Source organism: Haloarcula sp. K1 (assembly GCF_001647155.1).
GTDB lineage: Archaea > Halobacteriota > Halobacteria > Halobacteriales > Haloarculaceae > Haloarcula > Haloarcula hispanica.
This window is the reverse complement of record NZ_LRHL01000004.1, coordinates 1-26948: the sequence shown is the minus strand read 5'-3', so window position 1 is coordinate 26948 and position 26948 is coordinate 1. Positions and strand designations below refer to the sequence as shown.

Annotated in this window: 30 protein-coding genes, 2 tRNA genes and 1 other RNA gene; 8 read left to right on the top strand and 25 right to left on the bottom strand. The window is 63.1% G+C overall.

The window, feature by feature from the left end; translation table 11 throughout:
• Nucleotides 1-23 precede the first annotated feature (23 nt).
• The 16 genes from AV929_RS02045 to AV929_RS01975 form a co-directional block, all read right to left on the bottom strand.
• Nucleotides 24-1247: a CbiX/SirB N-terminal domain-containing protein gene (locus AV929_RS02045; protein WP_064287268.1), complete on the bottom strand. Its 1224-nt coding sequence runs from the start codon at nucleotides 1245-1247 to the stop codon at nucleotides 24-26.
• Nucleotides 1244-1903, bottom strand: a complete 660-nt coding sequence (locus AV929_RS02040; protein ID WP_064287266.1) for a hypothetical protein — start codon at nucleotides 1901-1903, stop codon at nucleotides 1244-1246. Before AV929_RS02040 ends, AV929_RS02045 begins: the two co-directional genes overlap by 4 nt.
• The gene (locus AV929_RS02035) at nucleotides 1900-2172 is read right to left on the bottom strand and encodes a ferredoxin (protein ID WP_050037427.1); all 273 of its coding nucleotides are present in this window, start codon (nucleotides 2170-2172) and stop codon (nucleotides 1900-1902) included. The genes AV929_RS02040 and AV929_RS02035 overlap by 4 nt, the downstream gene beginning before the upstream one ends.
• Entirely contained in the window at nucleotides 2172-3251 is a 1080-nt protein-coding gene (gene cobJ, locus AV929_RS02030; RefSeq protein ID WP_064287264.1) for a precorrin-3B C(17)-methyltransferase, read from the bottom strand. The genes AV929_RS02035 and cobJ overlap by 1 nt, the downstream gene beginning before the upstream one ends.
• 2 nt (nucleotides 3252-3253) lie before the next feature.
• Nucleotides 3254-4180, bottom strand: coding sequence for a precorrin-3B C(17)-methyltransferase (locus AV929_RS02025; protein ID WP_064287261.1), 927 nt, complete (start codon nucleotides 4178-4180; stop codon nucleotides 3254-3256).
• Nucleotides 4181-4399: 219 nt separating this feature from the next.
• The gene (locus AV929_RS02020) at nucleotides 4400-5164 is read right to left on the bottom strand and encodes an SDR family oxidoreductase (RefSeq protein WP_064287259.1); all 765 of its coding nucleotides are present in this window, start codon (nucleotides 5162-5164) and stop codon (nucleotides 4400-4402) included.
• A 157-nt stretch (nucleotides 5165-5321) separates the two neighbouring features.
• Complete coding sequence (gene cbiG, locus AV929_RS02015) at nucleotides 5322-6293, bottom strand: cobalt-precorrin 5A hydrolase (protein ID WP_064287257.1); 972 nt, start codon at nucleotides 6291-6293, stop codon at nucleotides 5322-5324.
• 3 nt (nucleotides 6294-6296) lie between these two features.
• Nucleotides 6297-6590 carry a hypothetical protein gene (locus AV929_RS21635; RefSeq protein ID WP_155120703.1) on the bottom strand — a complete coding sequence of 98 codons (294 nt, stop codon included), beginning with the start codon at nucleotides 6588-6590 and terminating at the stop codon, nucleotides 6297-6299.
• A gap of 66 nt (nucleotides 6591-6656) precedes the next feature.
• The gene (locus AV929_RS02010; protein WP_064287256.1) at nucleotides 6657-7559 is read right to left on the bottom strand and encodes a cobalt-precorrin-4/precorrin-4 C(11)-methyltransferase; all 903 of its coding nucleotides are present in this window, start codon (nucleotides 7557-7559) and stop codon (nucleotides 6657-6659) included.
• Complete coding sequence (locus AV929_RS02005; RefSeq protein WP_064287254.1) at nucleotides 7552-8349, bottom strand: cobalt-factor II C(20)-methyltransferase; 798 nt, start codon at nucleotides 8347-8349, stop codon at nucleotides 7552-7554. The genes AV929_RS02010 and AV929_RS02005 overlap by 8 nt, the downstream gene beginning before the upstream one ends.
• The gene (gene cbiT, locus AV929_RS02000) at nucleotides 8346-8951 is read right to left on the bottom strand and encodes a precorrin-6Y C5,15-methyltransferase (decarboxylating) subunit CbiT (RefSeq protein WP_050037422.1); all 606 of its coding nucleotides are present in this window, start codon (nucleotides 8949-8951) and stop codon (nucleotides 8346-8348) included. Before cbiT ends, AV929_RS02005 begins: the two co-directional genes overlap by 4 nt.
• A gap of 177 nt (nucleotides 8952-9128) precedes the next feature.
• The gene (uvrB, locus tag AV929_RS01995) at nucleotides 9129-11189 is read right to left on the bottom strand and encodes an excinuclease ABC subunit UvrB (protein WP_064287252.1); all 2061 of its coding nucleotides are present in this window, start codon (nucleotides 11187-11189) and stop codon (nucleotides 9129-9131) included.
• 49 nt (nucleotides 11190-11238) lie between these two features.
• Nucleotides 11239-11850, bottom strand: coding sequence for a hypothetical protein (locus tag AV929_RS01990; protein WP_014039258.1), 612 nt, complete (start codon nucleotides 11848-11850; stop codon nucleotides 11239-11241).
• A gap of 61 nt (nucleotides 11851-11911) precedes the next feature.
• Nucleotides 11912-12386: RNase P RNA component (gene rnpB / locus AV929_RS01985), an RNA gene on the bottom strand.
• 327 nt (nucleotides 12387-12713) lie between these two features.
• Nucleotides 12714-14477 carry a nitrite/sulfite reductase gene (locus AV929_RS01980; protein ID WP_064287250.1) on the bottom strand — a complete coding sequence of 588 codons (1764 nt, stop codon included), beginning with the start codon at nucleotides 14475-14477 and terminating at the stop codon, nucleotides 12714-12716.
• Nucleotides 14478-14569: 92 nt separating this feature from the next.
• Nucleotides 14570-14911, bottom strand: a complete 342-nt coding sequence (locus AV929_RS01975) for a hypothetical protein (RefSeq protein WP_014039256.1) — start codon at nucleotides 14909-14911, stop codon at nucleotides 14570-14572.
• 271 nt (nucleotides 14912-15182) lie between these two features.
• Between AV929_RS01975 and AV929_RS22165 the strand changes: the two genes are divergently transcribed.
• From AV929_RS22165 to AV929_RS01960, 4 genes are all read left to right on the top strand, one after another.
• Nucleotides 15183-15329: a hypothetical protein gene (locus AV929_RS22165; protein WP_008311379.1), complete on the top strand. Its 147-nt coding sequence runs from the start codon at nucleotides 15183-15185 to the stop codon at nucleotides 15327-15329.
• Nucleotides 15330-15457: 128 nt separating this feature from the next.
• Complete coding sequence (locus AV929_RS01970) at nucleotides 15458-16135, top strand: hypothetical protein (RefSeq protein WP_008311381.1); 678 nt, start codon at nucleotides 15458-15460, stop codon at nucleotides 16133-16135.
• A 34-nt stretch (nucleotides 16136-16169) separates the two neighbouring features.
• Nucleotides 16170-16243: transfer RNA gene (locus AV929_RS01965), tRNA-Lys, on the top strand.
• A gap of 198 nt (nucleotides 16244-16441) precedes the next feature.
• The gene (locus tag AV929_RS01960; protein WP_023843081.1) at nucleotides 16442-16669 is read left to right on the top strand and encodes a hypothetical protein; all 228 of its coding nucleotides are present in this window, start codon (nucleotides 16442-16444) and stop codon (nucleotides 16667-16669) included.
• Nucleotides 16670-16707: 38 nt separating this feature from the next.
• Here the strand turns inward: AV929_RS01960 and AV929_RS01955 are convergent, their stop codons facing one another.
• The 4 genes from AV929_RS01955 to AV929_RS01940 all read right to left on the bottom strand — a co-directional run bounded on the left by AV929_RS01955 (nucleotide 16708) and on the right by AV929_RS01940 (nucleotide 18680).
• The gene (locus AV929_RS01955; RefSeq protein ID WP_064287249.1) at nucleotides 16708-17577 is read right to left on the bottom strand and encodes a hypothetical protein; all 870 of its coding nucleotides are present in this window, start codon (nucleotides 17575-17577) and stop codon (nucleotides 16708-16710) included.
• 111 nt (nucleotides 17578-17688) lie between these two features.
• Nucleotides 17689-18021 (bottom strand): hypothetical protein, encoded by a 333-nt coding sequence (locus tag AV929_RS01950; RefSeq protein ID WP_014039252.1) that lies wholly within the window; start codon nucleotides 18019-18021, stop codon nucleotides 17689-17691.
• A gap of 59 nt (nucleotides 18022-18080) precedes the next feature.
• Nucleotides 18081-18260, bottom strand: a complete 180-nt coding sequence (locus AV929_RS01945) for a hypothetical protein (RefSeq protein WP_014039251.1) — start codon at nucleotides 18258-18260, stop codon at nucleotides 18081-18083.
• 111 nt (nucleotides 18261-18371) lie between these two features.
• Complete coding sequence (locus tag AV929_RS01940; protein ID WP_050037417.1) at nucleotides 18372-18680, bottom strand: hypothetical protein; 309 nt, start codon at nucleotides 18678-18680, stop codon at nucleotides 18372-18374.
• 79 nt (nucleotides 18681-18759) lie between these two features.
• Here AV929_RS01940 and AV929_RS01935 point away from each other — a divergent pair, with 79 nt between their 5' ends.
• Nucleotides 18760-19173 carry a hypothetical protein gene (locus tag AV929_RS01935; RefSeq protein WP_014039249.1) on the top strand — a complete coding sequence of 138 codons (414 nt, stop codon included), beginning with the start codon at nucleotides 18760-18762 and terminating at the stop codon, nucleotides 19171-19173.
• Between the two features lie 175 nt (nucleotides 19174-19348).
• A complete protein-coding gene (locus AV929_RS01930) occupies nucleotides 19349-20494 on the top strand; it encodes a signal peptidase I (RefSeq protein ID WP_064287247.1) in 1146 nt (381 codons plus the stop codon).
• A gap of 8 nt (nucleotides 20495-20502) precedes the next feature.
• Here AV929_RS01930 and AV929_RS01925 read toward each other — a convergent pair whose 3' ends face one another.
• From AV929_RS01925 to AV929_RS01915, 3 genes are all read right to left on the bottom strand, one after another.
• Nucleotides 20503-21642: a LamG domain-containing protein gene (locus AV929_RS01925; protein WP_064287244.1), complete on the bottom strand. Its 1140-nt coding sequence runs from the start codon at nucleotides 21640-21642 to the stop codon at nucleotides 20503-20505.
• Nucleotides 21639-22199 (bottom strand): hypothetical protein, encoded by a 561-nt coding sequence (locus AV929_RS01920; RefSeq protein ID WP_050007652.1) that lies wholly within the window; start codon nucleotides 22197-22199, stop codon nucleotides 21639-21641. The genes AV929_RS01925 and AV929_RS01920 overlap by 4 nt, the downstream gene beginning before the upstream one ends.
• Before the next feature lie 161 nt (nucleotides 22200-22360).
• The gene (locus tag AV929_RS01915; RefSeq protein WP_186764098.1) at nucleotides 22361-22987 is read right to left on the bottom strand and encodes a hypothetical protein; all 627 of its coding nucleotides are present in this window, start codon (nucleotides 22985-22987) and stop codon (nucleotides 22361-22363) included.
• A 163-nt stretch (nucleotides 22988-23150) separates the two neighbouring features.
• Between AV929_RS01915 and AV929_RS01910 the strand changes: the two genes are divergently transcribed.
• Nucleotides 23151-23678 (top strand): hypothetical protein, encoded by a 528-nt coding sequence (locus AV929_RS01910; RefSeq protein WP_230458818.1) that lies wholly within the window; start codon nucleotides 23151-23153, stop codon nucleotides 23676-23678.
• Between the two features lie 92 nt (nucleotides 23679-23770).
• Nucleotides 23771-24985 (top strand): hypothetical protein, encoded by a 1215-nt coding sequence (locus AV929_RS01905; protein WP_064287237.1) that lies wholly within the window; start codon nucleotides 23771-23773, stop codon nucleotides 24983-24985.
• A 10-nt stretch (nucleotides 24986-24995) separates the two neighbouring features.
• On the opposite strand, the gene AV929_RS01900 is transcribed toward AV929_RS01905, so the two are convergent.
• Entirely contained in the window at nucleotides 24996-26108 is a 1113-nt protein-coding gene (locus AV929_RS01900) for a DUF5305 domain-containing protein (protein ID WP_050007655.1), read from the bottom strand.
• A 414-nt stretch (nucleotides 26109-26522) separates the two neighbouring features.
• Nucleotides 26523-26598 (bottom strand) — tRNA-Cys (locus AV929_RS01895).
• Nucleotides 26599-26948: the final 350 nt, after the last annotated feature.

The following is a 26948-nucleotide window of genomic DNA, read 5'->3' as shown; positions in this document are numbered from 1 at the left end:
TGTAGTGTTGTAAGGGTGTACTCTCAAAGCGTCTGGTCGACGAGTTCGCTCACGATGCGGTCGCGGTCAAGATGCGAGGAGACGATGTCGGCGGCGTCCTCGTCTTCGACGCCGCCGTACCAGACACCGTCCGGGTAGACGGCGACCATCGGCCCCTCGCCGCAGCGGCCGAGACACGACGACCGCGTGATGCGGGCGTCGCACTGGTCGCTGTCGCGGGCGGCCTGGCGCAGTCGTTCGAGGACCGCGGGTGCGCCGTCCTGTGCGCAGGTCTGGTTCGTACAGACGGCGACGTGTTTCTCGGGGGCGTCGTGGACGTGGGGGTCGTCGTCGACGTTCTCGCGGTCGGCGTGTTCGGCCTGGTGGGTCAGCGCCCGGAGCATCGCGCGAGCGCCGCCCTGGTCCTCCTCGTAGCCGTCCAGTTCGACCTTGTACTTGCAGGTGTCACAGGACATCTCGACGCTCCCGGTCCGAGCTTCCTGCCAGCGGTCGCCCAGCACGTCCAGCAGGCGCGTGTCGGTCCCGAGCGGTTCGCCCGGCGCGGCGTCGACGTAGGGGTATTCCTCGTCGAACTCGCGCGCGCCGTCCTTGATACGGCCGGTCAGCACGCCGTCGCCGAGCATGTACGGGATGACGACGACGGCGTCGGGCCGGGTCTTGGCGATGTCGTGCAGGGTGTCGTCGAGGAGCGGCTCTGTAACGCCGATGAACGACGCTTCGACCCGCGAGAACTCGCGGCCCTCGTACAGCAGGCGAGCGAGCTTGTGCACGTCGGCGTTTGCGTCCGGGTCGCTGGAGCCGCGGGCGCAGACGACGGCAGCCACCTCGTCTTCTTCGCGGTCGACGCCCAGTTCGGCCTCGACGGCCGCCGCGCGGTCGTCCAGCAGGTCCAGCAGCGCCGGGTGGACGCCCAGGTGCGCGCCGTTGTTGATGGTCAGTTCCGGGTGGGCCTCGCGGGCCTGCTCGACGGCCAGGGGCACGTCGTTTTTGACGTGACTGGCGGCAAACAGGGAGAGGTGGACCACCGATACCTGCGAGACGGCTCTGGCCAGCCCCGCGATGGCCTCGTCGATAGCCGGCTCGGCCAGTTCGAGAAAGGCCGCGTCGACCGGGATGCCGAGTCGGCCCTCCAGTTCGACCGCAAGGTCGCGGACCTGTTCGTTCGACTTCTCGCGCCGGGAGCCGTGGCCGACCAGCAGCACCGCTTCGTCGTCCAGCGTGTCGGGGGCGGTGATGGCTTCGCTCATCGGACTCGTTCGACGCTTTTCTGGAGCTTGCGCCGGCGGCTCGGCGCGAACAACCCCGTCTCTTCGCTGCCCTCGTACAGCCAGTCGCCGAGGGCAGGTGCCGCGTCGTCGGCCACGCCGAACCAGTAGCCCGACGATGTCTCCGAGAGGTCGTCGTACGGCGCGTCGACCGGACAGCGGTCGAGCAGCGTCTGTATCGTCCGGAGGAGTCGCTCGTCTTCGTGGACAAAGGAGATGCCGACGGCGTCGTCGTCGGACTTGAAACAGACCGTGCCACAGCCTTCGAGCAGCCCCCGGAGGAGTTGCCGGTCGTAGTCGGCTAGCGCGTCGAAGCGGTAGCCGCCCGAGTCGCCCTCGAACGGCAGGCCAAGCGCCGCGCTGGCGCGGTCGGCCAGCCCGCCGACGACTTGGACGGTGAACTCCTCCTCCTGACGGGTAATCGAGGTGTCGTGGGCATACGCCCGCTCGACGATGCGGCGGTCGGCCCGCTCCGCACCAGCGATGGAAGCGAGCCGCCGAGCGGCCGTTTCGTCGTTCGTCCGGACGGTGATACAGCTGTCCTCGCACTCGCCGTCGCCGGTGACCCGACCCCAGAAGTACGCCGTCTCGGGGTGGGCTGCGAGCATATCGTTTGGCGCACCCGTTTCGACGCTCATGGCTGGACCTCCTCGGTGTCACTCGCCGGGACATCGACGGCTCCTGCGCCATCCTCGACGGATTCGACGTGAATCGCGTCCAGCGGACAGGCCGCGGCGGCCTGCTCGGCGTCGTCTCTCCGGTCGTCGTCGAAAGTGGCCTCGATTGCCGTCTGGTCGTCCGTCTCGATAGCCGCCAGTCCCTCGCTATCCTCAACGAAGCGGTCGTCGCGGACGAGACAGGCGAAGATACCGTCGCAGGCCTCACGGTCGATAGTGATTCGGTACATTAGTAGTCGTACTTGGTTTCGTAGCCCCGCGGGGTCACCATCCGGTCGTCCCAGACGTAGGTGTCCTCGTTGCCCACGAGCAGGGTGGTGGTCATGTCGACGAGGTCCGTTTCGCCGAGTTCCGGCAATTCGCCGAGTTCGACGATTTCGACCTGTTCGTCCTCGCGGCCGGCGGCGTGGACGACGCCAACGGGCGTCTCGGGGTCGCGGTGTTCCAGCAAGATCTCACAGCACTTCTCGTAGTTGTCCCGCCGTTTCCGGCTCCAGGGGTTGTAGATGGTGATGGTAAAGCCCTCCTTGGCGGCGGCGTGGAGCCGCGACTCGATGGTCGGCATGTCGGTGAGGTGGTCCGACAGCGAGATGGAGACGGTGTCGTTGACCAGCGGCGCGCCGACGCGGGCTGCACAGGACTGGGCGGCCGGGACGCCCGGAACCACGTCGAAATCGAGCATTGTCGCCGTCGCGCCCTTGGACTCGATGATCTCCAGCGCGAGGCCGGCCAGCGCGTACACGTTCGGGTCGCCGCTGCCGATGATGGCCACATCGTTGCCCGCGAGCGCGCGGTCGATGGCCTCCTCGGTTCGGGACACCTCGCCACACATCGGCGTGTTGTAGATGTCGTCGGCTGCGTCGGTCACCTCGTCGGGGAGCAGTTCGACGTAGGTCGTGTAGCCGACGATGTGCTCGGCGTCCATGAGGGCGGAGCGGGCGCGGGCGGTCATCCCTTCGGGCTGGCCGGGGCCGAGGCCGACGGCGATGAGCTGGCCCGGCTCGGCGTCGAAGTCGTCGACGGTCGCGCCGACCTCCTCCTCGTCCGAGGAATCGGACGACGAGGACGCGCCACAGGAGCTACTGCTGGAGGAAGACGAGGAGCCGGACGACGATGAGGCCCCGCACTTCGAGGCGGTGTCGTCGCCCGTGTCCGGACTCGTCTCTGTCGACGAACTCGCGCTCGCACCGCATTTCGAGGTGGTATCGGTCTCTACTTCGCTCGCGCTCTCGGAGGCGCTTCCCGCCTCGCTCGCCCCGCATTTCGATTCTGTCTCGGTACTTGCGTCAGTAGTGTTGTCAGTGCTCATTGTTAGAAATCGTCGACGTCACGCCCGCCACGCGGGGTGACGAGGAACTCCTGATAATCGTTGCGCCAGACTTCGGTCTCGTGAGTGCCGACGACAATGGACGAACCCATGCCGCCGACCTTGTCGTCGTGTTCGGACAGTTCGCCAAGCGTCGTGATCGTCTCCGTCTCGTCGTCGAGGTTCCGGCCGGCTTCCCCGCGGCCGGAGTCGTTGACGATAGCGGCGGGCACGTCGTCCGCTCGTTCCTCCCGCAGAACATCGACGGCTCGCTCGTAGTCGCGCCAGCAGTTGTAGAGGACGACGACGAAGCCGCTGATCGCGGCCGCCCGGAGCTTCTCCTCGATTTCGTCCCAGCCGCGCCATTTGTCCGACAGCGAAATCGTACAGAAATCGTTCGACAGCGGCGCGCCGAGGTTCGCTGCCCCCGACAGCGCTGCGGTCACACCGGGGACGATTTCGATGGGGACATCGTCGGCGTCGTCGGCATCGGCCATCGTAAACAGCAGGTCGGACTTCCCGTAGACGTTCGGGTCGCCGCCGGAGACGTGGGCGATGTCCTCGCCGGCCCGAACCCGCTCGAACGCCTCGCGGGCGAGTTCGACTTGCTTCCCCATCGACGAGCGGATGAGCGTCTGCTGGCGGCCGTCGGGCCGCTCCAGTACAGTCCCCTCCTCGTCGGCGATTTCGCCGTCATCGGTTTCGCCGTCGAGTTCAGCCGATTGGGGCGGGAGCGTGCCGTCCTTCCGGAGGAACTCCTGATAGAGGTTCGAGGCGATGATGCAGTCAGCGGTCTGGATGACGTCTTTCGCCCGCTGAGTCATGTCGTGGGGTAACCCCGGTCCGATGCCGACCACGTACAGCGTCCCGTAGTCAGCGGGACGCGTCGCCTCGGCCGCGGCCGCTGTCGACTGGCGTCCGTCGCTGCTCATCCTGGGTCTCCGAGAGCCGCCGGTCGAATCTCGATACTGTGGCGCATGGTGAGTACAACGCCGCTTTCGCATAAAACAATTGTGCTTGTACTAGTCCAAGCGCAGGCGTTGAGAGGTGGTAGTTCAGTTGTATTCGAGTTCAGAAAGGAGCCGAGAGCAGTGACTGTTCGACCGTACTCGCGTCCGCGAATCACACCGCAGACAGTTCAATAGCCCCAATTAGGTGTTGGTCAGCCCCCCATCGACTACAACGCTCTCACCGTTGACGTATGAGGCCATATCGCTGGCGAGGAACGTCGCTACGTCGGCGATCTCCTCGGGTTCGCCGAAGCGGCCCGAGGGGATGAGTTCCTTCAGCATCATCTTCGTCGTGTCGTCGATGCGCTCGTCCTCGAACATCTGGGTCTTGCTGTAGCCCGGATGGATGGCATTGACCCGGACGTCGTAGTTGCTCAGGCGATCCGCAAGCGCGTACGTGAACAGTCGGACTGCGCCCTTCGAAGTGCAGTAGTTGACCAGCAGGCCGGTGCCGCGGATGCCGCCGGAGCTGGACATATTGATGACAGTGCCACCGCCGTTCTCCCGCATCGCCTCCGTCGCGACCTGCGCGCCGAAAAACACCCCCTTCGTGTTCACGTCCATCAGCCGGTCGTAGTCCTCCTCTGTAGTCTCGTAGAAGTCCGCTATCTCGGAGATGCCGGCGTTGTTGACCATGATGTCGATACCACCCAGTTCCTCGGCCGCGGTGACAGCCACCTCCAGGTCGTCGGGGTTGGTCACGTCGCACTCGACGAAGTGTGCTGTTTGGTCTGTCTCGGCTTCGACCAGTTCGTGGGTCGGTTCGCCGCCCTCGCGTGGTTCTTCCTGCAGGTCCGCGACAATAACGTCCGCACCGTTCTCGGCGTACGTCTTGCAAATGGCCCGGCCGAACCCGCTCGCGCCGCCCGTGACGACCGCCGTCTTGTCTTCGAGTAGTGTTGTCATGCGCCATTTGTCACCACAGGCCCACATAATAAATAAGTTTAGAGTTGTACAGTGGCAAGAACTCGGAACAGTTGTGGAGTCGCGGCCAGAGATGGTTCAGTAGCTGCTCGGTTGCGAAAAGCTGGAACCAAAACCCAATGCCTGAGAAAAAGCGAGATTAGCGCCCGATAGCGACGGTCACAGCTTCGTCATAGCGGGTCTTCTCGGCCAGCAGATCGTGCTCGCTACCGGCGGCGATGGCCGACGCCTCCGCGATGCCCGGCCAGCCGATGAGTTCCTTCGACCGCGAGGGGGTCGGTCCCTCGAACTCCTCCAACGTCTCCTTCTCGAAGGCAATGACACCTAGCCCCCACTCCTCAGCAGCGGCGAGCATGCCTTCCTCGTCGGCTTTTCGGGTGCCAGTCGCGATGAACTCCACGTCGTCGCGGTCGAGGTCGGCCTCGTCCAGCGCCTGTTCCCAGGCCGCGTGGAACTGCTCGACATCCGCGCCGGCGACGCTGCCACACCCGAGCACGACGCCGTCGTCCTTGTTGCGCTTGAGCACCGTCACGTCGTCGTCGACCAGCACGGCCTTCGGCCCGTCAAGGCGCTCGATAGGGCCGAGTTCATCGTCCAGCACGGCGAGGTTCGTCGCGACCGTCGAGTCCCCGTTGACGACGTGGGCGTCAAGCGCCTTGGCCTGCTTCTCGACGCCCTGCTTGTCGGCGGCCTCGCTCGCGGTCGTCATCGCCGGCACCGCGCCCATGCTTGCGAGGTCGTCGGCGACCTGATTCGCGCCGTGGTGGCCGCCGGTGATGGGGATGGCCCAGGTGAGCTCCTCGTCGACGACACAGATTGCGGGGTCGTCCCACTTGTCGTCGAGCAAGTGGGCCGTCTTGCGCATCGCGATGCCGCTGGCCATCAGGCCGATGAAGCAGTCGTACTCGCCCCAGTGCTCCTCGAACACGTCGCCGTAGTATTCGAGGATGTCGATGGACTCGTAGCGGTCGCCGATGCCGTCGACGATGTCCTCGGCGGTGTCCATCTTCCGCTCGAACGCGACGATGGCGATGTCTTCGGCTACCTCGCCGTCCGAGTCGGGCGCTTTGCAACTGTTCGAACTCGAATCGCTGTCGGTGTCAGTACTCATGAATTACGTCCGGCCGGTGAAACTGCCCCAGGCGACCGGCCGGGCAGCCGCGTGGGTGATGTCTGTGAGTCGATACTCGACTGCGAGGTGACGCGAAACTGTTGTCGGCGCGCGCTGGCGCGCTCGGATGGCGCGCCAGAACTGTGCGAGGGACGAACGACCGACGGCAGTCGGGAGTGAGTCGGTTGGGGAGGCGTGTGGCTCGCGGTGCAGCGCGGTGCTGTCGGGTGGACTGAAAGGGGCCGGTCGCTCCGGAAAGACGGCCGAAGCAAGCACGCGAGCGAAGCGAGCGCGCACAGCGAGGCCCTCGACCGGAGCGACCGGGGGCTTTCGAATTGTGCTTGACCAATTTGACGAGCCATCCTAGTCGTCGGCTTCCTGCGTTCCGTCAGTCGAGTCACTTCCACGGTTCGCCCAGTCGCCATAGAGGAAGGAGCGCTCGTAGTCCTCACCACCAACAGCGTCACCAATCACAACCATCGCAGACGCCCGATACCCGGCGTCTTCCAGTTTCTCGCCGATGGTCGCAATCGTGCCTTCGATGACGTCCTCGTCGGGCCAGGAAGCGTGATAAATCGCCGCAACAGGCGTCTCTGGGTCGTGGCCGTCTTCGAGCAGACGGTCCATCGTCTCGCTGACGGCGTGGGTTCCCAGATAGATACAGGTCGTCACGTCGCCCATGCCGACGAACTCGGAGATGTGATCCTCGTCCTCGTCCAGTGTCTTGCCCTGCGGGCGGGTGAAGGCGACGTGGTTGGCGACCTCGTTCAGCGTCAACTGCGTGCGCATCGTCGCGCTGGCGGCGAACGCCGAGGTGACGCCGGGAACGATGTAGGTCGGGACCCCCTCGTGTTCGAGCGCGTCCATCTGCTCCAGCGCGGCTCCATAAATCGCGGGGTCGCCGCTGTGGAGCCGGACGACGGTGTCGCCGGCCTCGTAGGCGTCGCGCATCAGCGGAATCAGCTCCTCCAAGTCCTTGCCGATAGAGGAGACCGTCTCGGCGTCGTCGCAGTACTCCTCCAGCAGTTCGCTGTTGACGAGCGAGCCGGCGTGGACCACGAGGTCGGCGTCGGCCAGCAGTTCGCGGCCGGCGACGGTCAGCAGCCGGGGGTTGCCCGGCCCGGCCCCGACGAAGGGGATGCCCTCCTGCTCGTCGCCGGCGCTGTACTCGTATACGCGGTCGTCCCGGTTCCCGGCGACGGAGTCGATTGCCGTCTGTGGGTCCGTCTCGTCAGTCTCGCCAGCCTCGTTCGGTTCCTCAGTCATGCTGCACCTCGTCGCCACAGAGAGCGGCTTCGGAGCGCTCCTGTCGCACTACCGCCCCAGACCCGTTTTCGCCGCCGTCGGTCACGACGCCGCTCTCGTCGGCCGCTTCGAGGAAGGCGTCGGTCGCCTGCTCGACGCGGGTCTCGGGCTTCTCGGCGTAGGCCAGCGTGTAGTAGTCTCGCTCGTCGATTTCGCTTGGGTCGTCCGTGACAACTGTCTCGCCCTGTTCCATGAACAGCCGGCGGCCGTACACAACGTCGTAGCCGGCCTCGACCAGCCCCTCGTGGGTCGCCGGCGCGTCGGTCACCTTGAATAGGATCATCCGATCGGGGCCGGTCGGCGACGTGCCGCGGTCGGCCTCACGCAGCGCTAAGCTTGACCCCGCGGTGATTTCGACGCCGAGCGCCGTCGCGAACGCCGACATGGCGCTGACGCCGGGTACCACTTCGAGGTCGACCTCGGGGTGGAACGCCGCCAGCGTCCGCCGGAGATGGCCAAAGGTCGAGTAGACGTTCGGGTCCCCGAGCGTGACGAAAGCGGCGTCGCCGTCGCGGGCCGTCGGCGCGATTTCGGCGGCGGCGTCCTTCCAAGCCGCCCGGAGTTTCTCCTCGTCGCGTGTCATCGGGAAGTCGAGGTCGCCGATGCGCTCCTCGGGGACGTGTTCGGTCGCGACCGAGCGCGAGAGCCGCCCCGGCGAGTACACCACGTCGGCGGATTCGAGGGCGCGCTTCCCGCGGACGGTCACCAGGTCGGGCTGGCCGGGACCGAGGCCGATGCCGTAGAGCGTCATCGGTCGCCTCCGTCCTGCGCCGCAGATTCGGCCGGCGACCCGCCGTCGGCAGCAACGTCCTCACTGGCGCTGCCGACGAGCATGTACACCGGGTTCTCCGAGTTGAAACTCGTCGCGCCGGCGAGTTCGTAGCCGTGGCTCACCTGGAACTGGACGACCTCCTCCAGAATGTCGCGCTCGCGGAAGGCCTCCGTCGCCGCGCCAGCGACTTCGAGCCGCGAGACGTTCATCACGATTCGGTCGACACCGGTCTCGACCGCGTGGTCGAGGATGGCCTCGTAGTTGCGCGACCCGCCGAGGAAGAGGGCGTCGGCGTCGTCCGGCAAGCCCTCCGGGGCCTCGGCCTCACGCAGTTCGACATCGGCGTCGACGTCGTTAGCGGCGAGGTTCTTGCGAGTCACGTCGAGTCGGTTCCCCTTGCGTTCGAGCGCAGTGACCCGCCCGGCCCGGCGCGCCGCCGTGATGGTGACGGCGCCGGTACAGGAACCGACCTCCGCGAAGTGGTCGGACCCGGTGAGAGCGAGTTTGCTAGCGAGAACGGCCCGGACCTCCGGCTTGGTGGGACCGGCCTTCGCATCGTGTGGGAGCGAGACGCGGGACATCACGCTATACAACTGCAGTAGCGCGTAAAACAATTTTGGTTGTATTAATCCAAGTCGAGATGACAGCGGCATCGGTGCCGGACAGGGGCGAGTCAGCGGGCCGATTGACAGCAGCGCGAGCGGGCAGTATCAGAGCGGTGCCCAGAAGCCGGGTCAGACCAGAGTCTAGATTCCGGGTCAGAACTCCGGACCGGGTGCCGGCACGCCGTCGCTGTCGTCGCCGCCGTCCAGATCGAACTCCTCGCGCAGTTCGCGGATGCGGTCTCTGATGTCCGCGGCCAGTTCGAACTCCAGGTTGTCCGCGGCCTCCTGCATCCGTTCTTCCAGTTGCTCTATCTGGCGGGCGGCCTCGTCGGCGTCGCTCGCGCCGTCGCTGGAAATGCCGCCGGTGTCGGTCTTGCTCCCCGGCAGGTTCGTTTCGCCGACTTCCTTCTCGATAGTCGTCGGCTCGAAGCCGTGTTCCTCGTTGTACTGCTGCTGGATGCGCCGGCGGCGCTGGGTCTCCTGGATGGCCGACTGCATGGCGTTGCTGCGCTCGTCGGCGTACAGCACGACCTCGCCGTTGACGTTCCGGGCGGCCCGGCCCATCGTCTGTACCAGCGTCGTCTCCGACCGGAGGAACCCCTCCTGGTCGGCGTCCAGAATCGCAACGAGCGACACCTCGGGGATGTCCAGCCCCTCCCGGAGGAGATTGATGCCGACCAGCACGTCGATGTCGCCAAGCCGGAGCGACCGGATGAGTTCGTGCCGTTCCAGCGTGTCCGTCTCGTCGTGCATGTATGCCACGTCGACGCCGGACTCCTCCAGGTACTCCGTGAGGTCCTCGGCCATCCGCTTGGTCAGCGTCGTGACGAGCACCCGTTCGTCGCGCTCGACACGTTCGTCGATGCGCTCCAACAGGTCCTCGACCTGGCCCGTCGCCGACGCGATCTCGACGGCCGGGTCCACGAGGTGGGTCGGACGGACGATCTGCTCGACCACCTGATCGCTGTGTTCGCGCTCGTAGTCACCCGGCGTCGCGCTCACGTACAGCGTCTGGTCGGTCTTCTCCTCGAACTCCTCGAAAGTGAGCGGGCGGTTGTCGAAGGCCGTCGGCAGGCGGAAGCCGTTCTCGACGAGGCTCTCCTTGCGGCTCTTGTCGCCCTCGAACTGGCCGCGGATCTGGGGGAGCGTCTGGTGGGACTCGTCGACGACCGTGAGGAAGTCATCGGGGAAGTAATCCAGCAGGGTGTAAGGGGCTTCACCCGTCTCGCGGTCCGAGAGGTGGACCGAGTAGTTCTCGATACCCGAGCAGTAGCCCGTCTCCTGCATCATCTCGATGTCGAACGTGGTCCGCTCCTCGATGCGCTGGGCGGCGACGTGGTCGCCCTGTCGCTCGAAGTAGCTGATACGCTGGTCCAGCAGTTCCTCGATTTCGTCGATGGCCCGCTGGAGCCGCTGTTCCGGAATCGAGTAGTGCTCCGCCGGGTGGAGCAGGGCGGCGGGCTCCTCGCTTTTGACCTCGCCTTCAAGCGGGTCGACCTTCAGCATCCGGTCGATCTCGTCGCCCCAGAACTCCACGCGCAGGGCGTAGCGGGCATACATCGGGTAGATTTCCAGCGTGTCCCCGCGCACGCGGAAGGTCCCCTGCGTGAAGTCCACGTCGTTGCGCTCGTAGTTCAGGTCGACCAGTCGACCGAGCAGGTCGTCGCGCTCGATCTCCTGGCCCACCTCGAGCGAGAGGGACATGTCGATGTAGTTTCGCGGGTCACCGAGGCCGTAGATGGCCGACACCGACGCGACGACGATGACGTCGTCCCGGGTGAGCAGTGAGCGCGTCGCGGAGTGGCGCAGCCGGTCGATCTCGTCGTTGATGGAGGCGTCCTTGTCGATGAAGGTGTCCGTCTGCTCGACGTAGGCCTCGGGCTGGTAGTAGTCGTAGTAGGAGACGAAGTACTCGACGGCGTTATCCGGGAACAGCTCGCGGAACTCCTCGTACAGCTGGGCCGCGAGGGTCTTGTTGTGGGCGATAACGAGGGTCGGTTGCTGAATCTCCTCGACGACCCAGGAAACGGTGTTTGTCTTCCCGGAGCCAGTCACACCGAGCAGGGTCTGCCGGTCCATCCCCTGGCGATAGCCCGACGCGAGCCCTTCGATAGCCTCGGGCTGGTCGCCCGCCGGCTCGAACGGGGCGTCGACACGGAACTCGCGGTCGACATCTGGTCGGTCGATAGAGAGTGGTCCGCCGGTGTCGCTCATTACCCACACATCGGGCTGGACGGACTTGAGCCGCGTGGTTTGTGAAGCGTTAGCAGACCGGCTTCGGGTTCACGCCGAGATCTTCGAGCGTCTCGAAGTATTCGTCGTAAGCCGTCGAGATGACATCGATAGCAGCAGCCTCCGCGGCGTCCCAGTCGTCGTCGCTCTCACACACCGCATCGAGCAGTTCGGCGGCCTCGTCGCGGAGGTCCACCACGTCGCTGCCGGCGCTGCGGAACGTACTCGCCGTCTGTGGGTCCGCTTGGCCGGTGAAGAAGCCGGTGTACTGCTCTTTGACCTTCTTGTCGACGAGCGACCAGCCGACGAAGCCGCCGAGGCGTTCGACGGTCCCATCGAGGTCAGCGAGCACGCCGTGCATTGCCGGCGTCCGGTCGACCGGATCGGCGTCGATGCTATCGCGGCGCTCAGCCGTCTCGCCCGCCGCATCGGCGAACAGCACCGCCGCGTCGTCGTGGCCGTCGTCGCTCCAGGCGTCGAACGTGTCGTGAGCTGCCTGCTCGCGGGCGGCGGCCGCCGAAAGCACTACGTCCGGTTCCATCTCGCCGCGGGTGTCAGCATAGAGCGTCTTCGAGGAACCCAGTCGGGAGAGTTCCGTCTGCTGGTCGTCACGAACTGCGTCGATAAGGTCGGCTGCGGTCATACTCTGGCCTGTGGCCGGCGCGGGCTTGTAACCATCGGACCCGCCGCTCGAAGGCTCGTATGGCTGCGGGGAGTAAGCCCCCTTCTGTTCGGGCCAGCATTCGGCTGAGCGGCCACGTCCAGCGCTTGCGCGCGGCGTCGGACTACCTGTCGACGCGGCCTTGCACCGGTGAGGTTTCGCCGTTCCATCGGTCCGTCGCCGGAAGCGTGGGGCGTTTGCGGCCCACGGAATGCGTGGGGCGTCTGCGGCCCACGGGTGGAGCACGGATGTGGTCCACAACTGCGCGCCCCGGAGTCACCGGGTCGCGACTGCCCTCGGTGGGTTAACTCTCCCTCGCTTTGGCCGCGTGCCACACCGTCTGGTGGGGCACGACCAGCCTCGCTCGGGATTCGCACACCTCATCGGTCCGGCAACGACGTGTCGTTGCTGTTCCAGAGCCGACGGTCTCCCGCCCCGGGCTTGCGCCCGGTCACCTGTCCGACAGGTGGGGGGACTTTCCTCATGGCTTGCGCCACGGGAGCCGGCCTCCCGCTGCCACTTACTGCTACGCCAGTGCCGCGAATAAGGCTTACCAACGACCTTTTTCTGCGTCGGGTTCGCGCGAAGCGCGAACCACTCCTTGAAAAACGTCGACGAAAAAGGCCGGACTCGCCACACCGCGGCGAGTCCGGGGAAACCGCTCGCTTCGCTCGCGGTATGTTCACGGTGACTTAAATTGTGTCTCATCCTCAGGCAGACCTGCCCTCCCCCGGGTCGCGCGACAGAGCGCGCTCCCGGCCACAGCGTCGGGAGAAACTGTGTGAGAAAGGCGGGTCACAGCGCAATTCGACAACAGTCGAGACGCGAATGCCCAGCAGTGTGACTTAGTCGTCAGAGGGGAGCGGCTCGCCGGCACCATCGGTCGGCGCAGGCGAGGACTGCATGTCGTCGTCCTCTGCGTAGGGGTACCACGTCATCTTCGTGTTGTGCATGTACGGGTCGTGGTAGTCCGTCTCTTCGGGCTCGACCATCTCGGCCAGCGTCTCCTCGTCGCGATCCTCGACGAAGTCACGGAAGGTCTCGCCGCCCTCGCGAGCGTCCTCGAAGTTGTTGACGAGGTTCTTGATCGCGCCGGGGACTTCGTCGGCCGGGACGCGCATCTCCACCCAGTCGGCGAAGCGCGGGTCGTCGCCGAGACCACCGCCGAGGCCGATGTCGAGCGCTTCGACTGGTTCGCCGTCCTTGCGGGTCTTCATGCCACGCAGGGACACGTCGGCAATCTGGGGCTGCGCGCAGGAGGCCGTACAGCCCGAGAGGTGGATGTGGAAGTCCTTGTGGTCCGCGGGCAGTTCGACGTTGTCCTTGAGCCAGCGGGCGTAGCGGACCTGACGGTTCTTCGTCTCGACGATAGAGAGCGAACAGAACTCCGTGCCGGTACAGGCGATGGAGCCGCGCATGAACGGCGACGGGTCCGGGGAGTAGTTCTCCAGGAGGGGTTCGCTGGTGAACTCGTCGAGGTTCTCCTCGGGGACGTCGGTGACGATGATGTTCTGGCGCTGGGTCAAGCGGACCTCGCCGGAACCGTACTCGTCGGCGAGTTCCGCGAGTTCGAGCACGTCGTCGGCGCCCATGCGGCCGACCAGGACGTTCAGGCCGACGTAGTAGTTGCCGTCCTTCTGTTCGTGAATCCCGACGTGGTCGTTGTGCCCGTCCTGGGACCCGGTGTTGTAGCTGTACTGGTCGCGCATGTCCTCGCCGGCGGTCGGCAGTTCGAAGTCGACGTAGTCGTCCTGGAGGACCGAGCGCATCTTTTCCGGCCCCCACTCGTCCATGAGGAACTTGATGCGGGCGTTGAAGCGGTCCTCGCGGTCGCCGTGGTCGCGGAAGAGCGCGGACATGCCGTGGGCCACGTCGGCGGCCTGCTCCGGCGGCACCCACACGTCGATATCGCGGGCGAGGCGCGGTTCCTTGCGGGAGAGGCCCCCGCCGATACGGACGTTGAAGCCGAGTTCGCCGTCCTTCTCGGCGGGCTCGAAGGCGAGGTCGTTGATGTCGCCCTGGCCACAGCCTTCGTCACAGCCGGCGATGGCGACCTTCCACTTGCGCGGGAGGTTCGAGTAGTCGTCGTTGCCCTTGAACGTCTCGTGGAGGTCCTCGGCGACGGGCCAGGCGTCGACGTGCTCGTGTTTGTCCTTGCCGGCGACGGGACAGCCGACGATGTTCCGCCAGGAGTCACCGCAGGCCTGCTGGGTGCCCAAACCGACGGCTTCGAGCTTCTCGAAGATCTCCGGGATGTCCTCCAGTTTGATCCAGTGGAGCTGGATGCTCTGGCGGGTCGTCCAGTCACAGTAGGCCTCGCCGAACTCGGGGTTATCGACGGGGCCGGTCGCGTACTCCTTCGCGACTTCGCCGATGACTTCGAGCTGGCCGGGCTTGATGACGCCGTTTGGCGTCCCGATGCGCATCATGAAATACGACTCCTGGCCGGAACGCTGGTGGTACAGCCCCCACCATTTGAAGCGCTCGAACCAGGCGTCGTGCTCGTCTTCCGGAATGGCGTCCCAGCCCTTCTCTGCGAACTCCATCAGATGCTCTCGAATCTCGTTACCGTAGACCTCGTCCTTCCATTTCTCGACTTTACTGGGCATAGCTAATGTGTTCTTCCACAAGTCTCACAGACTTATACAACACACTTTGCCGTCAACCGTCGCCACCACTCCCCGAAACAAGAAATTGTTGCCTATTCATCGGGACGGGCAAGCCGGGTTCGCTTCTCCGGAAAATGGACGCTCTCGTGGACGACACCGTAGAATTCGCCGGAATCGGGGTCTACGACGCGGCCGACCGTCAGCCAGTCGGTAACACCGCTTTCACCGCAGGCGATACACTGACCGGCTATTCGCGCCTGAATATCCGGGTAATCCACGCCCACTTTTACGAACCCCTCGGCGAGGAAATCCGTCGTCTCACACCCACAGAAGTCGCTTCGAGCCAACAACCACAGGTCCGAGACGTTCACTTCCCGCGAGTCGTTGACGGAAATCCAGGCCCCGTCGTCGAGCTGGTGAACGTCGGTCGTCATTACATATCATTAGATTCCAGAGATACCTGAGAGCATCGGCGGTCACAAGTATCACCGGATCGGGTCGAATCCACCGCAGTCATGCGGTGAGTGTATCAGAACATAATGACCCACTATTTGGTGGGATCTGTACGAGATACAAACATATGTTGCCTGTAAGTCGCAGTGCGGGCCAAGCTTACAGGAGAGTCCGTGTTTAAGATAGTGGGGGCGTTACGAAGGAGTACGACACCACGCGGCGGCCACGCAGGTCGCTGCTGTGACAGAAACGATGACGAACGCACAACAGACCCACGACGACGACGCCGAACGCGAAGAGCCGACCACAGACCACCTCGACAACGTCGAGGATGGCTGCGGTTGCACAGAAATCTGGGAGCACATGAGCGAAGAGCGCGAGAGCGCCTCTGACGACTGATACAGACTGTTGTGACTGCGTATTAATTGCGCCGGCCCGGGTCGGCGCAATCCCGGAATGACTTACAATAGCCTGTATGACACCCCTGTACGGGATACTTTTGTGCGGTGCTCCCCAAGCACGTATCGATGCCTGAGGGGCCCGACAATTACGTTCCATCGACCGACCGTGAATCACCGGTCGGTAAACCGGTCATCCGCGGGGACCCGGCACTCACTGGCCAGCGGCCCGAGGAGGCCATCGAGTTCGATCCCGACGACTCCGAGAGCCTCGAGCTCGCCGCCAGAACGGTCGAGAAGTTCTCCGAGAACACCGCCGGCGCCGATGACAACGTGTTCATTCTGCGCGGCGCAGCCGCGTGTGCAGCCCTGGTCCGTGGTGAGGGGTCCTACAAGGCCGCTGCCGAACGGGCCGGTGGCGAAGCCTCGGTCTCGTTCATCCGGAAGTGGTCCCGCGTGCACGACCTCCCCCGGTCCGTCCGGATTCACGTCGCCAAGGGGGAAATTGCGCCGACGGCGGCCAAACACATCGCCAGAGTCTCCGGCGAGTCCCGCCTCCTGCTGGCGTGGGCCGCCCTCGACCACGACCTCACCGTCCGCCAGATCCGGTCCGTTGCCAGCAGTGTCAATGACGGCGCGTCCGTGGACGCGGCGCTCGCCAGAAACGGGTACGCGCTGGGCGAGTTGCGGACACAACTCGGCCGCGACGCCTACTGTCGACTCCGCCGGCAGGCCGCACTCGATGGGGCCTCCCCCGGAGAAGTCATCAGCGAGGCTATCGAATCGTACTTCGACGACGGACCGTAAGGTCTTAATCGCCGCTCCCCCGAGCGAATAGCGAGGGCCGGTAGCTCAGTTAGGCAGAGCGTCTGGCTTTTAACCAGATGGTCGGGGGTTCAACTCCCTCCCGGCCCGTGCAACGAACCGACGAGCACCGCGAGTCGGTAAGTGAACCGGCAGGAAGGAGTTGAACTACGGCACGAGCGAACGTAGTGAGCGAAGTGCAGGTGGTTCAATTCCTGCCCGGCCCGCTGTTCTGTGTACAAGAAGCAGCGCGACAGGACAGAGTTCGAGACCGGTTCATTTACCACCGAGACGGCGGATGGCACCAGTATGGACGGAAATACCGGTACAATTCAGCGCGCACTCGCGCAACCGCTGCGCCCGTTGGGCGTGACTGTGGGCGTACTGCTCGTCGTCGCCACGCTCGCTGCGATTGCCAGCACGCCGTGGCAGACGTACGCGTCGATGGGCGCGGTAATTATACAACTGGCGGCAGCGGTCGTGATGGGGTTGATCGGTGTCGGACTGGCGTACATCAGCTGGGCAGCCGACGCGTAAGTCAGTCGCCGAGAACAGAGCCGAAAACAGACGTCTTGTTATCCGCGGACGGGCATATACGCCATCCCTAGCATCAGCACGGCAGCGATGCCCGAGAGTATCGAGACGCCCCAGATGCCGTTCTTGCGCTCGTGGAAGTAGTCCTGCTGGTCGAGCGTCGTCTGGTACTGGTCGTACTGCTGAATCGGGACGATCTGGACGGTGCTATGGTCTGGGAAGTGCGTGAAGAACTGCTGCTCGTTCAGCGTGACGTTCCCACCCTCCGAAAGTTCGATTGTGTTCTCGCGCGGTGCGAACCATTCGAGGGTCGCGCCGTCGTCGGTCACTTCGGAGATCGTGGTCTCCTGGGTGCCGCTATCGGTCGCGTGCGGGTAGGTATCGCCGGTGGTGAACGACACCGTCTCCGGCTCTGGGAGCCATTCACTCAGCGGGACTTGCGTGTTGTTCGACCGGTAGACTACGTACTCGGTCCCGTTCTGGGTCGCCAGCGTGTTCTTGACCGAGGTGTCCTCGGCGAGGAGCGCACTGACGTTGAGTTCTTCTTCGAGGGTCACCGTACTCTCGTTGCTGTCAGTGTGCACGCGGTAGGTATCGTTCTGGTAGGTCGTCGTGGCGTTGTGCTCTAGCGTCGCTGTATACCGTGACGATTCATTCGTCCACGAGAGGTCAGCTGCCATGCTGCCACCGCCACCGCCGCCGTGGCCGCCACCGCCGCCGCCGGACATGTGGATGTTTGTGACTGTGTATTCCGTTCCGTCGACAGTGAACGTACTCTCGTTGGTCAGTTCGGCGTCAGCGTCGAGCGACACCGCCGGCCGCTGACTCTCCGCGACGCCGATGTAGGCGTACGCAGCAACACTGATAACGAGGAAGAACGCGAAGTACGCCGCCGCGGCTCGTCGTTGCATATCAGGAGGGTCAGTCGCCGCGCCGTTTAATGATTACTTTTCGAGTGTCTTGATAGACGGGTGGTAGGGGCGTCTCGCCCCAGTAACGGCGGTGTCGATGTATCGCATCGATCAGGCTATATCGGACTCGCCAGCGAGAACGTCGTAGCTGTCGAGCGTTCCTGCCATCGACGGGGCATCCGGATCGTCTTTCCGCTGCGTACCGTAGTCCATCCACACGCCGCTCGTGTAACTGTACATTTCGAAGGCAGCCTCGGTCTCGACGACAATGTCGATGACTGCGTCCTCGGGGGCGTCATCGAGAACGACGGCCGACCGAACGTCGTTGTCGTGGTGCATCACCCAGACCGCGACAGCGCCATCGATGTCTTCCAGCAAGGCACTGGCTTCCGTCGGCGAGAACGGGCGGTGGGGCCAGTCGTCGACGGGTTCTGGTTTGTCCATACCAGTCGGACGGGCCGGAACGGCATCGGTGTTCCCCTGTTCAGAGAGTCGTCCGACCGTCAGTCGGCGAAGTAGCTGGTGAAAAAGCCGGACAGGAACGACGAAATAGCGACGGCCATGGCCATGTCAGTCAGGCTCCACGGCGCGTCCTCGTCGTCGGCCAGCCAGACAGTGATACCGACGCTGACGACCAGTGAGACGATCCCGTTGAGGAGGTGCTTGCTCTTGAGCAAACTCATACACCTATCCGTTGGTGCGGGGTTCGTATAGAGATTACCCACGAGCGACGTGTCGCTGACCGAAACGCGGCCGCTGAATTCGCGTGATGGGTAGTGCTGGCGCTGGGACAGTTAGCCGTTACAGCAAACCGTGTACCGAACCTCTGAGTGAACGAGCGATTCGACCTGCTCGACGACGCCGTCGACCGTCTCGAACGGTCCGAACTTGCTCACGACCGCCCCGTCCGCGCGTAACACGACTGTCCACCGGTACCCATCCGGGCTATCGTTCCGCTCGAACGCGAACTCGCGGTCGGGCAGTCGAGCGACGACTGGGCCGTCAGTAGTGACCGTCCACGACACGCTATCGGCAAGCGCGCTCTCCAGTACTGTTTCGAGTCGCCGGGCGAGTCTGGTCATCGGTTCGTCCCGTGCGTCCATACAGAAACGTAGAGGGACAGAAGCATAAGCCGTTGTGACACTACACAACGTTCAAACGGCCCAAACCCGTACAGGGGGTGTGACTCAGTCGCTTCTCGTCTACGACGGCAGTACCGACCTGTTCCGGCGCGCTGCCGAGACGGTAACCCGCTGTGCCACGGACATCACGCCGGTCCCCTGGGAGTCCGACGCGATTCAGGCGTTTCTCCAGGCACAGTTCGACGACCTGCCGTTTGCGTTCATCCTGATCGAAGGCGAGTCCGTTCACGTCGGCGAAGCGGCTGTGAAGGAAGCGCTGGAAGGCCTCGATGTCGCGGCCCCTGTCGCCCGGTTGGCCGAGCAGGTGTATCCCACCGCCGCCGCGCCGTTCGGGCGTGTCGTCCACGGCCAGGTCCCGGCCGACATCCACGGGACCTTTCCACTGGACGAGGCGGCGAAAGCACACATCGCGCCGCTCCGGCAGGTCCACACGATCCCTGTCGAAACAGAGTGATCGAGACGGTCAGTGATATGGTCGACCAGAACTGGCCTGCCACGCGGTCGCCATACGACAGTGCGTCGCGCGCAGAGACCACATGCGCCGATTTCGTACGCTTCGGATAATGAGCGACTGCGTCGACTGCTCCGCTGTTCGGAGGGTTGAAAACCTGTGACCGGCTACTGCAGGTATGCTGCGGCAGGCCGTCGAGGACGCGTTCACCCTGCTTGCTGTCCTCGTCGTTCTCTCCCTCGTTATCGGGCAACTCCTCGGGCAGCCGATCCTGCTGGGGTACGTGACCTCAGGGAGTATGTCGCCGACGCTGAATACGGGCGACGCGTTCGTCGCCGTTCCTGCACCCGTCGCTGGCGAGATTGAGCCGGGGGACGTCATCGTGTTCGAAGCGGTCGAGCTACAGGGCGGCGGACTGACGACACACCGGGTCGTCGCGGAGACCGACGGCGGCTACATCACGAAAGGGGACAACAACCCCTTCAGAGACCAGAGCGGAGGTGAGCCGGTTGTCACGGACGACCGAGTCGTCGCGACAGCACTCCAGATCAACGGACAGGTCGTCCGGCTCCCCGGTCTCGGCACCGCCATCAGCTCCGCTCGAACGGCGGCAGAAAGCGGCTTGGTATTGATTGGCGGGCCGGGCAACAGCGACCTGACGAGCGGGCAGGGCCTCAGTGGACTGTTCATCTCTATCGGGCTCGGGCTGTTTCTACTCGTCTTCGTCGACAGCTTCCGGGCCAGCGAGGAGCGGACCAGAGAACGGACTCGTTCGCGCGATGGGGACGCCATCAATGGCTGGACGGTTATACTCGCACTGGCAGTGTTGATTCTCGTCCCAGCCAACGCGGCAATGGTCGCTCCGAGCGGCACTCACAGCGTCACCATCGACAGCACTAGCGAGGATGTCACGCCCGGGGAGACCGTCGAAAGCGAGTTCACTGCCGAAAACGGCGGACTGGTAACGATGCTCATCATCCTGGAATCGTCGCACCCGGACGCGGCGATGGACCGTAACCGGCTTGTCGTCCAGCGCGGCGGGTCCGCGACGGCAACGCTGTCGGTGCCCGCCCCACCACCGGGCGAACAGGCGGTCGTGACCGTCGAAGAGCACCGGTACTTCCTGTTAGCACCGCCGGGCGTCATCGCGGGACTGCACCGAGTCCACCCGCTGGTGGCAATCGGGGCGTTCAATCTCCTGGTGTTAGGAAGCCTCACAGCGGCAGCTGGGGCGACCTTCGGGTTCGGAACAACGCGCGAGCGGAGCCGAGACCGGTCGGTCCCGCTGAAGCGACAGGTACGCCGCCTGCTTGGGCGTGAATGATCGCGGGTTCAGCCGGTGATATCGCCGCCGCCACCACCTGCGCTTGCCGTGCTTGAATTGTAGAGATTGCTCACCTGCTCGGCGGTGAGCGCGGCGTCGTACACCTTGGGTTCGTCCATGGCACCGTCGAATCCATAGATAGCGTTCCCGCCAGAATTGAGTCCTGTACCGATTCGAAGCGGTTGTTCGGACGCCTGCGCATCGGGGAGCGAAAACGTCGGCCCCTTTTGCGCCCCGTTGACGTACACCCTGTCCTGTGATCCGTGGGTCCACACGACGTGTGCCCACCGGTTCTTCGTCAGCGAAACACCCGTGAGTTTGTTATCGTCGGTGGTCTCGATGAGCAGTTCTCTGTCGTCCGAACCCTTCCAACCACCACCGAAGCCGAACTGATAGCTATCGTCGCCACGGGAGTTCCACTTGCTGAACAGTCGTGTGAGGCCATTCTGGCTTCGGGGGAATACCCAGGCAGAGAGCGAGAAATCATCAGTCAAGTCGAGCGTATCGTCGTCAGGAACGGTGACGGCATCGTCACCATCGAAATTGAGCACTTCGCCGCGGCCCAGACTGGATGTCGCTAGGTCTGGTTCATAAAAGCGGTCGCGGTCCCTGTCAAAACTAAACTCCCGTTCGCCATCGTTGCCAGCGGCCCAGGAATCCGGGATATCCGTTCTGCTAACATCTTCGAAGTGCCACCACGACACCTTGGGGTCGCGACACTCGACTGAAACCGATCGGCTCAGTTCGATACGCTGGTCGTCGCCGGTAGCAGTGATATCAAGGTTGACAGTGGTACTCCCTTCTGAGTCACAGGCGAGCGTCGTTGTGACATCGCCGCTCTCGCCCGGCAGAAGCCTGTTCGGCGTCTGGACAGTTTCGAACGGTGGAGCGGGACCGGGGCTGACACGAACACTCGTAAGTTGCTGGTCGAAGTTGTTGGTGAGCGTTAGCAGTGTCACTTGCTGGCCGTCCATTCCACTGACTGGGCCGATGTCGATACCAAGCAGTGCATCGCTGCCGTCGGTCGCTTTCAGGTTACTGGACCGCTTTGCGTCGATGGTAGTGACACCGGATGTTTCAGCAGCGAGCAGGCCTGCCCCACCAGCGATGAACGCGAGTGCACCACGTCGGGTCCACTTCTTGTTCATTCCGACAACTCCGGTGGCTTATCGGCTGCGCCGAGTTGCAGCCGGCGAGTCTCCGTGACGTGGTACGCCGCAGAGACGAGAAACAGCAGCGTGATGACCGTCGGCCACACGAGCGACGGAACCGACGGTGGAAAGACACCGACCCAGACAGCGACGACGAGCGCTAGCGAAACAGCGGCGAGTCCGAGATAGTACTCCGCCCACGGAATTGAATCCCCCGGGACGACATCAAGATACACGTCAAGGCTGTCAGCTGTATCGGTCATCGTAACTGTCCCGTTGTCGTGCGTGATGACGCCCGCGCGTTCAAGTGTCGGGAGGTGTGTCTGCTGCATTGACGTGTACACGCGGTGTCGCTCCGTGGACGTGATCTCCTGAATGCACTTGTTGTTTTCCCACGCAGCGACTTGCTCGGCAAGGTCAGAGAGTTCGGCGCACTCGTCCTCCTGTTTTATCGCGTGTAAAGCGTACCGGCGCCGTTGGTTGCTCAGTATGTCGTATACGTCATCACGCGATAGCTGTCGCTCTTCTGGCCGGCTAACCCCCACCTGTCCCATGTTTCTGTTTAGACTGCACTACTTGATAGATTTTTTGTTCGTATTTGATTGTAAATGGTAAGTAACTGTGTTTTCTACGCTAGACATCCACCGCCAGGGACGGGCGTCCGCCGGCAGCAGGGCATGGGTAGGTGAGGGAGTCGGACAGCAGAGCCAACCCGTTATACTTCAGTGATTGTGATTGTCAGGTCTTCGGTTTCCTGGGCGCTGTCGCCCGTTTCGAGGGTTGCAGAGAGATCAGAAACCCCGCCCGCAGACACCTCTTCGCTGTGGGTATCGCCGCTCCCGTTGATATCGGAAAGAAGGCCGCTGCCGGTGCTCAGATCAACACTGAACGTCGTCGAGTTTCCGTCGTCGTTATTGACCAGTTTGAAGAACCCACTGTCATAGTCGTACGTACTGTTTGGCATCAGCCGTTCGTCGGTTCCACCGTCCTCGTATCCAAAGACGACAGATACGTCGTTCGCGATGAGGCTTACGTAGTCGGTCGAAACAGTCGTGCCACCATCGGTAGCAAGAGAGTCAGAACTCGTCGGAAACAGGGTCGTGGCATCGGTAACGAGATCGTCGTTGCTATTCCGAAGCGCAACCTCATCGGCGGACGCGTCGACAAGCACGTCAGTAAATTCGGTTGCGATCTCGGAGCCGTTGCCGTCAGCGCCAACGACGTTGACTTCGACTTCACGCGTTGCGCTGACAGTGCTAAATGCACCAGAGCCGAACGCCGCGCCAGATCCGATACCGACTGTCCCGATGAGACCGAGTACGCTTCTACGGTTCAGTTTCATGTTCAGTTCGCTTATCGAGAGGTTACCACTTACTATTTTGTTGCATTAGCCCGGCTAAAGCACTCATTGAAGCCGCTAACGCTGTTCAGTACTAAGCCACTATGCCGTGAACTAGCTTCCAATGAATCGGCGTGGCTTTCTCCTTAGTATTGGTGCAGCCAGTGTGGGGACGGGTGCGGTGTTTGGATCCGGTGCGTTCACCTCTATCGAAGCAGACCGGAACGTCAATCTCGAAGTCACCGGCGATACCGGATCGGCACAGGTGGGGTTCAGCCCGGGGAGCGGTGCCACGAGCATCGTCGGGACGGACACAAACGAGTCGGTTGATATCATCAACTTCGAACAGACGAATCTCAACGAACAAGCGAAGACCAGCTTCGAGAACGCTTTGGAGGTCGACAACAACAGCCAATCCAAGGTCAACCTCTATATTGATGACAGCACTACTGGGGTTGGAGATGACCCCACAAACGGTGAAGTTCTGGACTTCCGGGAGGGGTCCGCTGGCGTCTCGATTGTCGGCCCGGACCAGGCTATCACGCTCGACCCCGACGGCGGGAGTTCAGACGGCGGCTACAGCGACACCGTGGAACTGGACATCGTTGTCGACCTCCGAGATGACGGCGTCGATGGCGACGATCTCAGCGAGATCAGCGACGTGACCTTCGTCGTCGAGGCGGTCCAGCAGTAAGTGAAACGCGATTCCGGCGCTGGCCGCCGACCAACAGGCCCAGATACAGGCACACACGAAGATCCAACGCAGTCGGCACGACACAACCAACTATGAATCGCACTCTCATCGCTGTCATGGCAGCGGTCGTCCTCCTCGCAGGGACCGCTATGGCGACAGGTGCCTTCATCGACGGCGACGAGGTTGCACCCGACCGGAACTCCGGCGTCTACTTGGCTCCCGCTGACACGGTAAACGGGGACCAGTACGTCGAATACGACGAGACAGGGCAGCTACGCATCAGTCTTTCACCAGTGCTCCCGAACGGTCAGACCCGCGTCGATGACCTGTTCGTCGTCGGGTTTGCGGGCTACGAGGGGACTGATAGTGCCGCTACCGTCGAACTGGACAGCGAGCCGGAAACAGTTCGCATGTACCGGATGGACACCGGAGCACAAGTCGCCGGCGACACTGTCTCGCTGGAGCCCGACGAATCAGTGCGCTTTGGGCTGGCAGTGACGCCAGCGGAGCGCAACTTCACTGGCACGATATCGATCACCGCCCCTGTTCCCGAACAGCAGTCAACCGAAGGGGACGAGAGCAACGGTGGGAGCGGCGGTGGGTCAACCGGTGGCGGTGGTGGCGGTGTGCCACCCAGTAACGATGATGGGAGTGGTACGCAGGGCGGGGGCGATCCCACGACGCCGACGCCAACGCCGACGGACAGTAACTCGACGAACGAGACCGTAAACGATGACGGGAACGAGACTGAAACAGCCGCTGGCGGCGGAAGCGGTGGCAGCGGTACTGGTGTCGGGACGTCGACCGACGAACCGGCTGAGACGCCCACCACCAGCGAAGAAGAACCCGAAACCGTGGCCGGCGGTGGCGCTGAGCCCGTGCCGACGACACCCGAAAGTCAACAGTCAGCCGAACCGAACGGATTCACGCTCGGCTTCGAGCCGGCATTCGGAATTAGCTGGGGGCCGTGGGCGTTCATCGCTGGCCTGCTCGTCGTAGTGACGAACTACCTCGTGCAGACGCGATATCACGATGTCCTCCCGGTACTCCAGACGCAACCGGGTGACCGCCGTCGCCGGTTCCGGCGCGTCGCTGTCCGCGAGACCGCGATCGGTCTTGCCGGAATCGTACTCACGGTTCTTGTCGTGGCAGCTGCCTCAGGCGCTGGCTTCGGCCCAGTCTCGCAGCTGGTTGCGGCGCTCGCGTTCTCCGCTGCAGTCGGCACGGTGACCGGGTACCGGCTGGTCCCTGAACTCGATGCACTGCCCGAACTGCAAGCCGACGACGACGGCACCGAAAAGCAGTAAAACAATCCGGTCAGTCCGGTGTCTCAGCGTCACTGTTTCCCACAGTCGAATCAGTTCCGGGTTCTGGCGGAGGCGCGTACCGAAACAGTCGGTCACCAGTGTACACGATGAGTTCAGAATCGCTATCTGACTCGATGATACGTTCCTCGGTGTCTATTGCGACGTCCACGAGCCCGACGAGCGAATCAACTGAAGTCGTCCAGACGTCGTCGTCGACTGGATCAGCCCGGCCGACGGTTATCCAATCGTCAAACTCCTCACGGGCGGACTTGTATGCGAGCCATCGGCGCTCGGCGTCGGTCAGTGTGAGATAGTCGGTCGTGCGCCCGTAGACGAGGGCAGCAGCACCACTAAAGCTACCAAGCAGGAGCACTGGGCCACCGAGAGTCCAGATCGGTCCATACGCTTTTTCGACCTGCGCTTCGACGGTTCGGTCACCACTGTTCGGCACCGGGCCAGCGTTTTCGACCCGGTAGCTGCTCTGCCTCGGGATAATCGGGAGGCGATACGTCCGAGTCGTGTCGACCGACTGCCCGTTGCGCGTCCCCGAAAGAGCCACCTGAGAGACCACCGCCATCTCAAGTCGACCGGACGTCTGACCGTGTTCCGAATCGATACGTCGAACGGTTTCGGCTGCGTGACTGACATTCAGCGAAAACGGAACCGTCAGACGCTCACCCGCGGCCAGCGACTGTACAGTGCCTTGTGTCAGTGGTCGTTTGACCTCCCAGTAGACGAGCTCTCCGTTCTGGGTTGATTCGACGGAGCGATACTGAACAAACACGTCAGCCGAGGCCGTAAGGTCGCTTTTGTTGCTGGCGCTGTACGTGTACATGAACGCGCCGTCCAATACGGGGGCGACCGTCCGGAGATACACAGGTTGATCTTCGAGCACTTCATCCTCTGGAAACGCCGAGGTACCGTTGCGAACTGTCGCATTGTGGGAGAACGATCCGGACGACTGCCACGACGACACCTGACGCGTAGTCGTGTCCGTTCCCGGAGCAACGTGGCCCGTATACGTGAGATATCCGCCAACCGCAGCGATGGCGATCAGACAAATCAGTAGCAGTTCGTAGTTGTCGACGACTGTCCGCCGTATTTCCCGTCCCAACAACCCCATTGCAACTGTAATACTGGTGCCGACAAATAAGAGTTGATACCGGGTCAGCAGCGTCATCCATCTTTCTCCGCCGCCCCCATCTCCGCTAACTCCAGCTTCGAATGTCCCGGGAACCAGTTTGTGGCCGTACACTATAGTAACAATCGAAACGATTTACACACTGATCGCACGACGGCAGTGCGATCAGGTGTGCATTGATTTTCAATGGCTACTATAGTTCGTGCGACCCCGATAGGTCGGGCGTTGCCCCGTCGAAAGCGGATTCCATGAGCGGCCTGCCCGTACTGTATTCTTCGATAGAGTCTTGATTCTGTGTGCAACCGTTTTCGAGCAACAGTTCACAACGTCGAGTCTATAGAGAAAGGCAGGTAACAGTTACATACCGGCACTTCTCGGGGGTGTAAGAGACGAGGAAGCCAAGGGCCGGATTTGAACCGGCGATGGGCGGCTCTGCAGGCCGCTGCGTTAGGCCAGACTCTGCCACCTTGGCGCGAATAGAGGTAGTCAACTCGGTCGTTTAAGCGTAGCGAATTCGATTAGCCATTGCCTGATCCAGATCACCGTTCCCTCGACCGGGATAGTACTGTAGATTGATGATTGTCCCCGTCCAAAGAACCAAACTGCTCGCGTTGGCAAGTAGTGCGACCCGCGGCGGAATTAACGGCATACACGAGCCGTACATCGTCAAGATCCGCTCGGACCATCTCGACAGACAGCAGGTGCGACACCGTCGAGGAGTGCTGTGAATTCGTTCAATTCGACTTCACAAGTCTGCGAACTCTCGATCCAGCCACGTAGCTCTCGGTTTGTACAAATACAGAAAGCCCACTCGGGAGAGAT